This is a genomic window from Micromonospora sp. NPDC005299, assembly GCF_042872345.1.
In the GTDB taxonomy this organism is placed as follows: Bacteria; Actinomycetota; Actinomycetes; order Mycobacteriales; family Micromonosporaceae; genus Micromonospora.
Map to the genome: position 1 here is coordinate 349,073 of NZ_JBIAKG010000004.1, position 13,451 is coordinate 362,523.

Genomic DNA, 13,451 nt, shown 5'->3' on the forward strand with positions numbered 1-13,451 from the left:
GCTGCCGTGAATTTGAAGGAGTGGGCGGCGGCGACTGGTATCTCGTACGTGACCGCGCGGCGGCAGTACGCGGCCGGGTTGCTGCCCGTTCCGACGTATCGGCTCGGCCGGCTGATCATGGTCGGTGAGCCGGTGACGGGCGCGGCTCCGGATGCCGGGCAGGTGGTGGTGTACGCCCGGGTTTCGTCGGCCGAGCAGGAGGCGGACCTGGACCGGCAGGTCGCCCGGGTCACGATGTGGGCGACCGGGCGGCGCCTCGCCGTGGATCGGGTGGTGACCGAGGTCGGCTCGGCGCTCAACGGGCATCGCAAGAAGTTCCTGGCGTTGCTGCGGGACCCGGCCGTTTCGACGATCGTGGTCGAGCATCGGGACAGGTTCGCCCGGTTCGGTGCCGAGTACGTCGAGGCCGCGCTGGCCGCGCAGGGCCGCCGCCTGCTCGTGGTCGACCCCGCCGAGGTAGACGACGACCTGGTGGGTGACGTCACCGAGATCCTGACGTCGCTGTGCGCCCGCCTGTACGGCCGCCGCGCGGCGGCGAACCGCGTCCGCCGTGCTGTCGAGGCAGTCACCGAGGCCACGTCGTGAAGGCGGTCCAGGCGTACCGGTTCGCCCTCGATCTCACGCCCACGCAGGAACGCGCGGTGCTCGCGCATGCCGGGGCTGCGCGGGTCGCGCACAACTGGGCGCTGGCTCGGGTGAAGGCGGTGATGGGCCAGCGGGCGGCAGAACGCACCTATGGGGTGCCAGAGGAGTTGCTGACCCCGGCGGTGTCGTGGTCGCTGCCAGCCCTGCGGAAGGCGTGGAACGCCGCGAAGGAAGATGTCGCGCCGTGGTGGCGGGAGTGCTCGAAGGAGGCATTCAACACCGGCCTCGACGCGCTCGCCCGCGCGTTGAAGAACTGGTCGGACTCCCGCAGCGGCAAGCGGGCCGGACGCCCGGCCGGTTTCCCGCGGTTCAAGTCTCGCCGCCGCGCCACACCGACCGTGCGGTTCACCACCGGCACGATCCGCCTCGAGGCGGACCATAAGCATGTGGTGCTGCCCCGGTTGGGACGGTTGAAGCTGCACGAGTCCGCCCGGAAGCTGGCCCGGCGTATCGACAACGGCACCGCCCGGATCATGTCGGCCACCGTTCGGCGTGACGGCGGCCGGTGGCATGTGTCTTTCTGCGTCGAGGTTGAGCGGGATGTTCGCGTACCGGCCCGTCCCCACTCGACGGTCGGTGTCGACGTCGGCGTCAAGCACCTCGCCGTGCTGTCAACCGGCGAACTGGTGCCGAACCCACGCCCCCTGGGTGACGCGCAGTGCCGCCTTCGCAGACTCGGCAGGTCAATGTCGCGTAAGGCCGGCCCGGACCGGCGCACCGGCCAGCGCCCGTCGAACCGGTGGCAGCGCGCCAACGCGCGGCTCGGTCGGGCCCACGCCCGGGTCGCTCACTTGCGCCGCGACAGCCTGCACAAGCTCACCACCCGCATCTGCCAAGAGCACGGCGCGATCGTGGTGGAAGACCTCAACGTCGCCGGGATGCTGCGTAACCGGCGCCTGGCCCGGCACATCGCCGACGCCAGCTTCGGCGAGCTGCGCCGGCAACTCACCTACAAGACGCAGTGGAACGGCGGCCGGTTGATCGTCGCCGACCGCTGGTATCCATCGAGCAAGACGTGTTCGGGTTGCGGCGCGGTGAAAACCAAGCTGGCCCTGTCCGAACGCACCTACACCTGCCAGACGTGCGGCCTGACCATAGACCGTGACCGCAACGCCGCACTCAACCTGGCCGCGCTCGCGGCCCAGTTCGACACCGCCGGGAGTGGCCCGGTGGCAGCACGTGGAGCCGACCAGAAGACCCGCGTACGCGGGCAGGTGGCAGTGAAGCGTGAACCCGGCACCGCCACGGCGGGTCAGACCGGGACCGTCTCACCGCAAGGCGAGACTACCGATCGTGTGCTCACTAGAGCGCACTGAGAGGTAACGGTTCGACTCCCCGGCACACAACGTACGCCCAGCACAGCACACAGCTGACGGCGCACAGGGCACGGCACACTACCGGGTGCAGATCCACGGCGGTGAGGGTGGGACAGGGGCCTTCCGCAACCCGTACCAGCAGGGCTCATCGGCAGACGTCCGCCGCCATGACATCGGCTGCTCGACAGCCGGTCGGGCGGCGGACGTCTTACGTCACCTCCCCGGTCAGGTCTCCGTCACCAATCGGTTTTCCCAGGCCCAGGCGGCGATCTCGGTGCGGTTCCGCAGCTGCAGCTTGTCCTGGATGTTGGCCACGTGGGCCTTCACCGTGCTCAGCGAGATGAACAGCTCCTGCGCGATCTCCTGGTTGGTGCGTCCCCGGGCGAGGCGCGTGATCAGCTCGATCTCCCGATCGGTCAGCGGTGTGGCAGGCGGGCGCGGCGTTCGGACCGCGATCGGCCCGAACTGCTTCAGCAGCCGCATCGTGATCGACGGCGAGATCATGGCGTCACCGGCGTGCGCCGCCCGCACCGCCTCGGCCAGCAGGGCCGGCCCCGAATCCTTGAGGATGAACCCGACCGCTCCCGACCGGAGCGCGCTGTACAGGTACTCGTCCAGGTCGAAGGTCGTGATGATCACGACCCGCAGTGGGTCGCGTACAGCGGCACCGGCGAGCGCGCGGGTCACGTCGAGGCCATCCAATCGCGGCATCTGGAGGTCCACCAGGCAGACGTCCGGGCGGAGTTCCCGGGCGAGGCTGATCGCCTCCGGGCCGTCGACGGCCTCGGCGACCACCGTGATGTCGGGCTGGCTCTCCAGCAGCAGCCGAAGACCTCGGCGGACGATCGCCTGGTCCTCGGCGACGAGCACGCGAATGGTCATGACCCTCCCGGTGCGGGGATGGTGGCCTCGACTGTCCATCCGCTCGGTGTGCCCGGACCGGCGCTCAGCTCACCGCCGAGAGCGGCGGCTCGCTCGCGCATTCCGATCAGACCGTGGCCGTCGGGGCGGGTAGCGCGGCCGGGCTGCCCGTCGTCGGCGATGCAGAGCCGGATGGTCCGCCCGTCGTGGGCGAGCGTCACGGTGACGGTACGTACGTCGCGCGCGTGCTGGGCCACATTGGTCAGCGCTTCCTGCACGATCCGGTAGATGCCGACGGTGGTCTCCGACGGCCAGTCGGCCGGCATGGGGCCGTCAGGCAGGTCGAGGCCCGCGCGGATGCCGGTGCCGTCGAATCGATCCATCAGTTCGGCCAGCGAATCCGGCACGGGCGCAACCTCCGGCTCGTCGTCCCGCAGCAGCCGCACCACCTGCCGCAGGGAGGCGAGCGCCTGAGCACCAGCCGTCTCGATCTCGGTCAGGGTCGCCCGGACCGTGGGCGGGTCGGCATCGGTGGCGATCTGCGCGACCTGAGCCTGGATGATCAAGCCGGTCAGGTGATGGGCCGCGACGTCGTGCAGGTCACGGGCGAGGGCCAGTCGTTCGGTACGCCGTACCCCGTCGACCATGGCCCTCCGCCGCGCGTCGCCGAGCCGCCGCCACAGGCCCACCGTGACCGCGACCCCCCAACCGGCCACCATGATCTTCGTGGCCGTTCGCGCGTTCGGGATGTCCTGAGCCAGGTAGGTCGCATACCGCTCGATGGTGCCGGCGGCGACCACCCCGGAGCTGGCGGCGACCGCGACGGCGCGCGCCGAACCGGGCAGGTACCGCACTGCGGAGGCGACCACCACCAGTAGCGCCAGGCAGGCGATCGGAGCGGGTTGACTCTGCTGGCCGGTCTGCCAGTCGATCAACTCGGCGACGGCGCACAGAACGATCGCCACAGCCGCCGCCCGACCGGGGAACCGTCGTCGCAGCAGCGCAGCCCCGCACACCGCTGCGGTGATCAGCACCAGCGCCGCACCCACCGGCCAGGCCGGGCGGCGACTCAGCACCGCCGCCACCTCGATGGCGACACCGGCGGCGAGCAGCAGGCCGAACGCGGCCTCGACCAGCACGCCCGGCAGGCCGGCCCGGCGCAGGGCGATGCGCCTGCCAGCGAGAATCATGATGCCCCTCATGCCCGATCCGCAGCAGCGCCTCGTCATCGCGGGCGCCGCAGCGGCGGCCGCTGCCACCACGTCACCCAACGCCACAGCCACTCGACCGGCCCCTGGTGGCACCGGCGCAGCCAGACTACCGACCAGCCCCACTGCACAAAGAGGACCGCCCCGGCGACCACGACCACCCCGCCGACCGACCAGCGGTCCGTGTCGCCGACCACCCCGGAGATCGCCAGCACGAGCGCCGTGGCGGTCAGATAGTTCGTCAGCGCCATCCGTCCCAGCGGCCGGAACACGACGGTCAACGGCCCGGCCAGCCGGGTCCTGAGCAGCAGCAACAGCCCGCACACGTAGGCGCCGGCGGTCAGCAGCCCGGCCGCCGGATAGGCGATCCTCACCGCCGCGCTGTCCGCGCCCGCGCGCAACTGGATCACCGTGGCGGGCACGGCGGCAAGGGCAAGGATCAACCCCACCATCGCCGTGGTACGGGGGCCCGAGCCGATCCTTCTGACCACTCCGTACCTGGTCAGTGCCGAACCAAGCAGGAACAGACCGGGGACCACCGTGTACCCGCCGCCAAGCAGAGCCACCGACAGCACGATGAGCACCCCGGCGGCGATCGCCACCACGCGACGCGGCAGCCACGTGGAGGGCAGCAGGACCAGCAGGCCGAGCACCGCGTACACGGTGAGAATGTCGCCCTTCCACAACAGCAGCAGGTGGAGAAGACCCACGGCCAGCAGCGCCAGCATCCGGCGCAGCAGCACCACTCGCGGTTGCCGGGCCCGCGCCTGCGCCGACTCCAGCAACAGGGAGAAGCCGATGCCGAACAGCAACGAGAAGATCGGAAAGAATCGCTGGTCGACCAGCAGATGCAGCACCGTCGCAGCGGTTGTCTCCGGTAGGTGCGCGGTGCCGAGTTCGCCGCCGCGGTGGGCGATCGGCTTCACGTTCGCCAGCAGGATCCCGCACAGGGCGAAGCCCCGAAGCACATCGAGCGCCACGATGCGCTTCCGCGCCCGGGGCGCGGCGGCTCGCGGCCGACCGTCGTCGATCGTGCCGACGTCTCTCAAATCGTTCCATGACATGCCCAGAGCCTGGCCGAGCGACCGTCCCGGCCCCTCGGCCACAAGTTCAGACCGGGTCCCGAGCCGTCGTACTTTCGGCCATTCCCACCGGTCGAGCGGTGCACGAGCCAGCGAATACGTTGAGCCTTGATGGCGCAAACGGTGCCAGGATCTCGGCATGTCTGGTCGGGCAATGAGCTTCGGAGCGGTGGCGGAAGCATACGAACGGTTCCGGCCGGGCTATCCCGTAGAGCTGTTCGACCTGGTGATGGCGTACGCGGGTCAACCGGTCCGGACCGCCCTGGAGATCGGCGCCGGGACCGGCAAGGCAACACGCCTGTTCGCGCAGCGGGGGCTCACGGTCACCGCGACCGAGCCGGACGGGGCCATGCTCGCCGAGCTGCGCAAGCACGTACCGGCAGACGTGAGGACCGTGCAGGCCGCGTTCGAGGACCTGCGACCGGGCGAGCGCTACGGACTGGTCTACGCGGCGGCGGCGCTGCACTGGACGAACCCGGAGGGTCGGTGGTCGCGCATGGCCGCGCTGCTGGAACCGGGCGGCGTCTTCGCGTCCTTCGGAGGACCGATCCAGCTGGCGGACCCGGGTGTGGAGGAAGCTGTCCGCGCGGCCCGGGCGCCGTTCCTGGACAGCGACCATGTGCCGTCTCCGGACGGGACGCCGCCGGGACATGCCATGCAGTGGCCGGGCACCGAGCTCCAACGGTCCGAGTGGTTCGCCGATGTTCGGCAGTCCGTGGTCGGGCGGCGTGTGACGATGACGCGGCACGACTACGTCGGCCATCTGTCGACCGTCTCCGCCTACCTCCTGCTGCCCGGCTCCCAGCGGGAGCAGGTGTTCGGCCGGATCCTGCAGGTCCTGCCCGAGACGGTCGAGGTCGCCGCCGACATCACCGTCCATCTCGCGCGTCGGCGCTCCGGGCGGTAGTGCCTCGACGGTTGCGCCATTCGGGTGCCAGGAGGCCGCAGACCACGAGGTCCCGTCGTCCGTCGGGAAGGCCGCCGCCTCCCGCAGGAGGGCCTCCTGCGTGAAACCCAGTCGCTCGGCGACGCTCGAGGTGAACCGGATCGTGCCGGGCGGCAACTACGGCTGGCCGGTCGTCGAGGGCCGGAGCGGTGATCCCCGGTTCCGCGACCCGGTCGTCGTCTGGTCGCCGGCGGAGGCGTCACCGAGCGGGGCCGCCTTCGCCGCCGGCACGCTGTTCGTCGCGGCGCTGCGAGGAGCGCGGCTCTGGGCCGTACCCGTCGACGCCTTCGGTCGGGTCGGCACCCCCACCGCCGTGTTGCAGGGGGTCTACGGCCGTCTGCGTACCGTCGAAGTGGCCCCCGACGGCGCCCTGTGGGTGACCAGCAGCAACCGCGACGGCCGGGGCAGCCCGGCGGCGGACGACGACCGGGTCCTCCGCTTCCCGGCCGGGGCGCGGCGGCCGCAGCCCCCGGCGCTCCTCGTCGGCGCCGGGTGACCCGGCGCCGACGAGGGGGGCGGGTCAGGCCGGGTCGTCGGCCGGCGCGGCGTCCGTGGCGGGGCGCTGCGCGGGCACGTCGACGGTACGGCGGGGGCCGGTGAACCACGTCCGGGCCGAGGCGTACCACCAGACCGCCACGCCGAGCAGCACCCCGCCGATGGCGAGCGGGGCGTAGTTCACGGCCGTCCAGGTGAACTCCGCGTTGCCGGGGACGCCGGCCGGCACGATCGGCAGCACGAAGTAGACGGAGATGATCGCGATCTCGATCACCGCGATCCAGCCGAGCAGCTTGTACCTCCGGCCCAGCGTCCACGGGCCCGGAACGAACCGGTCCCCCATCCGCAGCCGCAGGAAGATCGGGATGAGGAAGGACAGGTACAGCCCGATCACCGCGACCGAGACCACCGCGTAGAAGGCGACCGGCACGCCGGCCTTCTGGTAGAGCGCCGGCAGGGTGAGCACCAGACCGGCCAGGGTGGCCGCGATGATCGCGTTGACCGGGGTGCCGTTGCGGTTCACCCGGGACCAGAGCCGCCAGCCCGGCACCGCGCGGTCCCGGCTGAACGCGTACGCCATCCGGGACATCGAGGTCACGCAGCTCATCCCGCAGAAGAACTGGCCGATGGTGGAGATGATGATGACGGCCTTGAAGAAGAACGGGGTCAGCGCGGACTCGAAGATGGCCCCGGAGAAGCCGCCCGCGGAGTTGATGGCGTCCACGTCGGTGGCGGCGAAGAGGAAGGCGAGCAGCAGGATCCAGCCGCCCACCGCGGAATAGAAGATCGACCGCCAGAGGCCCTGCGCGGCGGCCTTGGAGGCGCCGCGGGTCTCCTCGGAGACGTGCGCGCAGGCGTCGAAGCCGGTGATCGTGTACTGGGTGAGCAGGAAGCCCAGCGGCAGCACGTAGAACCAGAAGGTGAGCCCGCCGGTGTCGCCGTCGCCGAAGCCGGAGTTGTTGAACCGCTCGGTGAAGACGAACTTGAAGCTCTGGTGGTCGTCGGGGACCAGGAGCAGGATGAGCACCACCGCGGCCGCGCCGGCCACGTGCCACCAGACCGAGACGTTCTGGAGTACGTCGATGATGCGGTGCCCGTAGATGTTGATCAGCCCGTGCAGGGCGAGGATCACCACGAACAGCCCGAAGGTCTGGTGTGCCGTGCCGGCCCAGCCGTCGAAGAGCGCGGAGAAGGTGAGGTTCAGGAAGGTGGCGCAGCCGTAGTCGACCGAGGCGGTCACGGCCACCAGGCCGATCAGGTTGAGCCAGCCGGTGAACCAGCCGTGCACCGGCCGCCCCATGGTGGCGGCCCACCAGTAGATGCCGCCCGCGGTCGGGTAGGCGGATACCAGCTCGGCCATGCAGAAGCCGATGATCAGGATGAACAGTGAGATCAGCGGCCAGCCCCAGGAGATGGCGACCGGACCGCCGTTGTTCCACGCCTGGCCGAAGGTGGTGAAGCAGCCGGCCAGGATCGAGATGATCGAGAACGAGATGGCGAAGTTGGAGAAGCCGCTCCACTTGCGGTGCAGCTCCTGTTTGTAGCCGAGTTCGGCGAGACGTCGGGCGTCGTCGTCCATCGGTTGCTCGGCGGTCGGCGCGGGTGTCGTGGCCACTGCACACCTCCTCGAGGTGGGTTCCCCGGTGCGAGTGGGCAAAGTGTGATCCCGTCGATCAAGGCGGTCAATACGGCAGCCGTGGGAATCTCACGGCCGGCACGGCTAATTGCGTTGCCGCGCGAACCCGTTCCGGGGCATCCTTGAGCCCGTGACCAGGCCCGATCGCGACGGGCCGACCGCCGGGCGCTCGGCAACGCCCGGTCCGCGACGGCGCGCGGCGTCCACCTCTCTCTCACTGAAGTACGGCGGTTCGCCGTACCCCCGGACGCCCGCGCCGTCGCTCCACCCACGGCCGCCCCGGCTCAGGCGAACAGCAGCCCGGCCACCCACAGCACGGCGATGACCAGCCCGGCCAGGAATTCGACCAGCATGGACAGCCCGGCCGCCTTGAGCGCCTGCACGGTGGCCGGCCAGGCGAGCTGGTTGCTGCCCAGCCGGAGCCGTTCGGCGCCCCAGATCCCGCCGATGAAGCCGATCGGCAGGCCGATCACCGGGATGACGAAGAAGCCGACCAGGCCGAGCAGCCCGCCGGCCAGCAGCGACGAGATGGGCACCCCGGTCCGCTTCAGGTTGCGCCCCGGCCAGAGGTACTTGACCACGCCGCCGCCGACGGCGACCACGGTGGCGGCGGCCAGCACCGCCCAGCGGCCCGGCCCGGCGTCGCCGAAGATAGCCCACACCAGCACCCCGCCCCAGCACAGCGGCAGCGCCGGCAGCCCGGGCACCACCACCCCGGCCAGCCCGGCCAGGATGGCCAGCGCGGCCACCACCGACACCACCGCCTGCGAATCGCTCAAGCTCACCGCGTCTCCTCCCCCGCCGCGCGGAGCTGCGCCCGCCCAGTTCGCTGTTCCGGTGGGTGAGAAGGGAACCGTTCTCCCCCGGAGGCGTGGAGAAGGGGCCCGTCCTTGTCGGCCAGGCGGGTGCGGATGTCGGCTGCGGGCATGGGCGGGCCGAACCAGCGGCCCTGCCCGGTGTCGCAGCGCAGCGACCGCAGCCGCTCGGCCTGCTCCGCGGTCTCCACCGCCTCGGCGGTCACCCACAGCTCCAGTGCGTGGGCCAGCCGGACCAGCGCGTCCACGATCCGCTCGTCGCGGTGGTCGGCGACCACGTCCGCGCCATCGCCCCGGATCCCCTCGACGAAGGGGCCGGCCAGCTTCAGGCAGTGGATCGGCAGCCGGCGCAGGTACGCGAGGTTCGAGTAGCCGGTGCCGAAGTCGTCGATGGCCAGCCGGATCCCGAGGTCGGCGAGCTGGTGCAGGGCGCGCAGCGGCTCCCCTGCGCTGCCCATCACGGCGCTCTCGGTCAGCTCCAGTTGCAGCAGTTCGGCGGGCAGCCCGGTGCGCTGCAACGCCTCGGCGACGGTCTCCACGATGGCCGGGTCGTCGGCCTGCCGGGCGGCCAGGTTGACGTTGACCATGAGCCGCGCCTCCGGGTACGCCCGCCGCCAGCTCTCGGCGTCGCGGCACGCCTGCCGGAGCACCCAGGCGCCGAGCCGGACGATCAGACCGGTCTCCTCGGCCAGCCCGATGAACCGGTCCGGCCCGATCAGCCCCAGCTCCGGGTGCTGCCAGCGGACCAGCGCCTCCACCGCCACCATCGCGCCGTCGACCAGCGAGACGATCGGCTGGTAGTGCAGCACGAACTCGCCCCGGTCCAGCGCGGCGGGCAGGTTGGCGGCCAGCGCCGACCGGGCGATGTCGGCGGCGCTGCGCTCCGGGTCGTAGACCGCCCAGCGGCCCCGCCCCTCGGCCTTGGCCCAGTAGAGCGTGGTGTCGGCGGCCTTCATCAGGTCGGAGACGCTGGTCTCGGCGGCCGGGCACTCCACGATGCCGATGCTCGCCGAGACGGCCAACTGCTGGTCGCCGACGTGCACCGGGGCGGAGACGGCGGCCAGGGCCAGCTCGGCCACCTCCACCGCGTCGTCGAGGCCGCCGTCGGAGTCGACCAGGATGACGAACTCGTCGCCGCCCATCCGGGCCACCAGGTGGCCGCGGCCGGACACGCAGTCGGCCAGCCGGCGGCCGATCACCTTGAGCAGCCGGTCGCCCAGGTCGTGGCCGAGGCTGTCGTTGATCGCCTTGAAGCCGTCCAGGTCGATGAAGCAGAGGCCGACCCGCTGCTCCTCCGCCGCGGTGTCGAAGACCTGGCCGAGCGTCTCGAAGAAGAGCGTCCGGTTGGGCAGGCCGGTGAGCGGGTCGTGCAGGGCCTGGAAGCGCAGCCGCTGCTGGAGCTGGTAGCGCTCGGTGATGTCCTCGATCATCGCCACGGTGAACCGGGGGCGGCCGTCGTCGTGGCGGATCAGCGACACGGCGAGGTCCGTCCAGACCACGCTGCCGTCCTTGCGGTGGTAGCGCTTCTCCACCCGGGCGCTGTCCCGCTTGCCCTCGGTCAGCTCCTGGTACAGCTCCCACATGCCGGCGGCGTCGTCGGGGTGGAACAGCCCGTCGACGGTCAGCTGCCGCAGCTCGGCCACGGTGTAGCCGAGCATGTCCGCGAAGGACTGGTTGACCTCGATGATCCGCCCGTCCACACCGGCGATGCCGATGCCGATCGCCGCCCCGGTGAAGACCGCCCGGAACCGCGCCTCGCTGTCCCGCAGCGCCTGCTCCACCGCGTCCCGGGCCTGCCAGGCCGAGCGGGCGATCCGCTCCTGCTGGCTGAACACCCGGTCGCGGAGCGCCCGGCCGAAGCCGGCGGCGAACGCGCCCTGCATGGCGGCGATCCGCTCCCGCACCTCCGGCAGCTCCACCCGGGCGGGCAGCACCCAGGACAGGAAGCGGTCGCCGAGCGCCCGCACCGACCAGTCGAGCACCCCGGGCTCGGTGAGGTGCGCCTCGACCAGGGCCCGCCCGACGTCCTCCGCCGGCTGGGCGGAGAACGTCGGGGCGAGCAGCGCCCGGCCGAGCCGGACGGTGTGCGCGAGCAGCAGCCGCTCGGTCTCGGCCGCGCTCAGCGGCACGAACCCGATGCGCCGCACCGCCCGGGCCCACTCGGCGGCGTACGCCGCGGCGCCCGGCCGGCTGAAGTCGCCCCCGTCGGGGTCCGGGGCGCGCATGTCGGCTCAGCCGGCCGTCCGGTCGTACCGGGCGACGCCGCCGAACGCCCCGAACCGCTCGGGGTGCTCGTCCACGTCGGACGGCGAGTCGGGCCGCCACAGCGGCATGTGCACGACGCCCGGTTCGAGCAGCGTCCAGTCGCCGAAGAAGCCGGTGATGTCGGCCCGGGAGCGCAGCGTGATCTCGGTGGCGGTGCGCGCCGACAGCCGCTGCGCGTCGAGCATCTCCTGCGGCTGGTCCTCGAAGGTCGAGTGCGAGATGACCAGGAAGCTGCCGGGCGCCGCGGCGGCCCGCAGGGTGGCCAGGATGTCGCCCGGCCGGTCGTCGTCGGGGATGAAGTGCACCACCCCGGCGAGCAGGATGCCGAGCGGGCGGTCGAAGTCGATCAGGCCGCCGGCCCGGGCCTGGTCCAGGATCAGCTTCGGCTCCCGCAGGTCGGCCAGGATCGCCGTGGCCCGGTCGTTGCCGGCGAGCAGTTCCCGGCTGTGGGCCACGGCGACCGGGTCGATGTCGACGTAGACGATCCGGGCCTCCGGGTTGGCCGCCTGGGCCACCTCGTGCACGTTGCCGACCGTGGGGATCCCCGAGCCGATGTCGAGGAACTGGTCGATGCCGGCGTCGAGCAGCACCCGGACGGCCCGGCACAGGAACTCCCGCCCGGAGCGCATGGTGGCCGCCAGGTTCGGCGTCATGGCCGCGATCTGCTCGGCGAGCTGCCGGTCGATCTCGAAGTTGTGCGCGCCGCCGAGGAAGTAGTCGTAGACCCTGGCGGCGCTCGGCCGGGTCAGGTCGATCTCGGCGGGAAGGCCGTCCGGCGTCTGCATCGCTCGGTCCCCCAGGTCGTCGCCGCGCGGGCAGCCCGGCGACCGGGTCGATCCGCGGCATGGTGTGGTCCACACCACTCTAGGCGGGCACACCCAGGAACGGGAGATCCACTCTCGACCGTGCGCCCGCCCGCCGTCAGCCCGCGGACTCCAGCAGCAGCGAGATGCCCTGCCCGACGCCGATGCACATGGTCGCCAGGGCCCGCCGGCCGCCCCGGCGGCGCAGCTCCAGCGCCGCGGTGAGGGCCAGCCGGGCGCCGCTGGCGCCGAGCGGGTGGCCCAGCGCGATCGCCCCGCCGTTCGGGTTGACGTGCTCGGCGTCCTCGGGCAGCCCCAGCTCGCGCAGCACCGCCACCGACTGGGCGGCGAACGCCTCGTTCAGCTCGATCACGTCGAGGTCGGCCAGGCCGATGCCCTGCCGGTCGAGCAGCTTCCGCGTGGCCGGGACCGGTCCGATGCCCATGATCCGCGGCGGCACGCCGGCCGCCGCCGCTCCGCTCACCCGGGCCAGCGGGGTGAGGCCGTAGCGCTCGACGGCCGCCGCGGAGGCGACCAGCAGGGCAACCGCGCCGTCGTTGACGCCGGAGGAGTTGCCGGCCGTGACCGTGCCGCCCTCGCGGAACGGGGTGGGCAGCGCGGCGAGCTTCGCAAGCGTGGTCTCCCGGGGGTGCTCGTCGACCTCGACCAGCTTCGTCTCCCGCTTGCCGGCCGGCACGGTCACCGGCACGATCTCCTCGGCCAGCCGGCCGTCGGCCTGCGCCTTGGCGGCACGCTGCTGGGAGCGGAACGCGAACTCGTCCTGCGCGGCCCGGTCGACGCCGAAGTCCGCGGCGACGTTCTCCGCCGTCTCCGGCATCGAGTCGATGCCCCACCCCTTCTTCATCAGCGGGTTCACCAGCCGCCAGCCGATGGTGGTGTCGTAGACCTCGGCGGTGCGGGCGAACGGAGTGGTCGCCTTGGGCATCACGAAGGGCGCCCGGCTCATGCTCTCCACCCCGCCGGCGACCAGGAGGTCGGCCTCCCCCGCCACGACGGCGCGGGCGGCGGTGGCGAGGGCGTCCAGCCCGGAGCCGCAGAGCCGGTTGACCGTGCTGCCCGGCACCTCCTCGGGCAACCCGCCGAGCAGCGCGGCCATGCGGGCCACGTTGCGGTTGTCCTCGCCGGCCTGGTTGGCGCAGCCCAGGATCACGTCGTCGGTGCGGGCCCAGTCCACCGAGGGGTGGCGAGCGACCAGCTCGCGGATCACGTGCGCGGCCAGGTCGTCGGGGCGGACCCCGGCGAGGGCGCCGGCGTACCGGCCGATCGGGGTGCGGACACCGGCCACGAGGTATGCGACGGTCATCGGCGCTCAGTCCTTCGGGGGGGTGGACGGGGGTGGTGGCGGGTCGCCCGCCGGA

Annotated in this window: 11 protein-coding genes and 1 pseudogene; 4 read left to right on the forward strand and 8 right to left on the reverse strand. The window is 72.1% G+C overall.

Going from position 1 to position 13,451, the window contains the following annotated elements; translation table 11 throughout:
• The first annotated feature begins 6 nt into the window (after positions 1-6).
• Both ACFYPD_RS14725 and tnpB read left to right on the forward strand, forming a co-directional pair.
• Positions 7-585, forward strand: a complete 579-nt coding sequence (locus ACFYPD_RS14725) for an IS607 family transposase (protein WP_387113019.1) — start codon at positions 7-9, stop codon at positions 583-585.
• A complete protein-coding gene (tnpB, locus tag ACFYPD_RS14730; RefSeq protein ID WP_387113021.1) occupies positions 582-1,961 on the forward strand; it encodes an IS607 family element RNA-guided endonuclease TnpB in 1,380 nt (459 codons plus the stop codon). The genes ACFYPD_RS14725 and tnpB overlap by 4 nt, the downstream gene beginning before the upstream one ends.
• A gap of 225 nt (positions 1,962-2,186) precedes the next feature.
• Here the strand turns inward: tnpB and ACFYPD_RS14735 are convergent, their stop codons facing one another.
• The 3 genes from ACFYPD_RS14735 to ACFYPD_RS14745 are packed head-to-tail and all read right to left on the reverse strand — an operon-like array spanning position 2,187 to position 5,136.
• The gene (locus ACFYPD_RS14735; protein WP_387113023.1) at positions 2,187-2,843 is read right to left on the reverse strand and encodes a response regulator; all 657 of its coding nucleotides are present in this window, start codon (positions 2,841-2,843) and stop codon (positions 2,187-2,189) included.
• The gene (locus tag ACFYPD_RS14740; RefSeq protein ID WP_387113025.1) at positions 2,840-4,024 is read right to left on the reverse strand and encodes a sensor histidine kinase; all 1,185 of its coding nucleotides are present in this window, start codon (positions 4,022-4,024) and stop codon (positions 2,840-2,842) included. Before ACFYPD_RS14740 ends, ACFYPD_RS14735 begins: the two co-directional genes overlap by 4 nt.
• A gap of 23 nt (positions 4,025-4,047) precedes the next feature.
• Positions 4,048-5,136, reverse strand: a complete 1,089-nt coding sequence (locus ACFYPD_RS14745; RefSeq protein ID WP_387113027.1) for a DUF418 domain-containing protein — start codon at positions 5,134-5,136, stop codon at positions 4,048-4,050.
• 130 nt (positions 5,137-5,266) lie between these two features.
• Here ACFYPD_RS14745 and ACFYPD_RS14750 point away from each other — a divergent pair, with 130 nt between their 5' ends.
• Positions 5,267-6,019: a class I SAM-dependent methyltransferase gene (locus ACFYPD_RS14750; RefSeq protein WP_387113029.1), complete on the forward strand. Its 753-nt coding sequence runs from the start codon at positions 5,267-5,269 to the stop codon at positions 6,017-6,019.
• Positions 6,020-6,119: 100 nt separating this feature from the next.
• Positions 6,120-6,554 (forward strand): PQQ-dependent sugar dehydrogenase, encoded by a 435-nt coding sequence (locus ACFYPD_RS14755; RefSeq protein ID WP_387113031.1) that lies wholly within the window; start codon positions 6,120-6,122, stop codon positions 6,552-6,554.
• 24 nt (positions 6,555-6,578) lie between these two features.
• On the opposite strand, the gene ACFYPD_RS14760 is transcribed toward ACFYPD_RS14755, so the two are convergent.
• The 5 genes and pseudogenes from ACFYPD_RS14760 to pcaF form a co-directional block, all read right to left on the reverse strand.
• Positions 6,579-8,168, reverse strand: a complete 1,590-nt coding sequence (locus tag ACFYPD_RS14760; protein ID WP_387113033.1) for an amino acid permease — start codon at positions 8,166-8,168, stop codon at positions 6,579-6,581.
• Between the two features lie 305 nt (positions 8,169-8,473).
• The gene (locus tag ACFYPD_RS14765) at positions 8,474-8,974 is read right to left on the reverse strand and encodes a DUF456 domain-containing protein (protein WP_387113035.1); all 501 of its coding nucleotides are present in this window, start codon (positions 8,972-8,974) and stop codon (positions 8,474-8,476) included.
• Between the two features lie 113 nt (positions 8,975-9,087).
• Positions 9,088-11,229 (reverse strand): annotated as a pseudogene (locus tag ACFYPD_RS14770) (putative bifunctional diguanylate cyclase/phosphodiesterase); the annotation flags it as partial.
• A gap of 6 nt (positions 11,230-11,235) precedes the next feature.
• Positions 11,236-12,054 carry an SAM-dependent methyltransferase gene (locus ACFYPD_RS14775; protein WP_387113037.1) on the reverse strand — a complete coding sequence of 273 codons (819 nt, stop codon included), beginning with the start codon at positions 12,052-12,054 and terminating at the stop codon, positions 11,236-11,238.
• A gap of 136 nt (positions 12,055-12,190) precedes the next feature.
• On the reverse strand, positions 12,191-13,396 hold the full coding sequence (gene pcaF / locus ACFYPD_RS14780) for a 3-oxoadipyl-CoA thiolase (protein WP_387113039.1): 1,206 nt from the start codon (positions 13,394-13,396) through the stop codon (positions 12,191-12,193).
• Between the last annotated feature and the right edge of the window lie 55 nt (positions 13,397-13,451).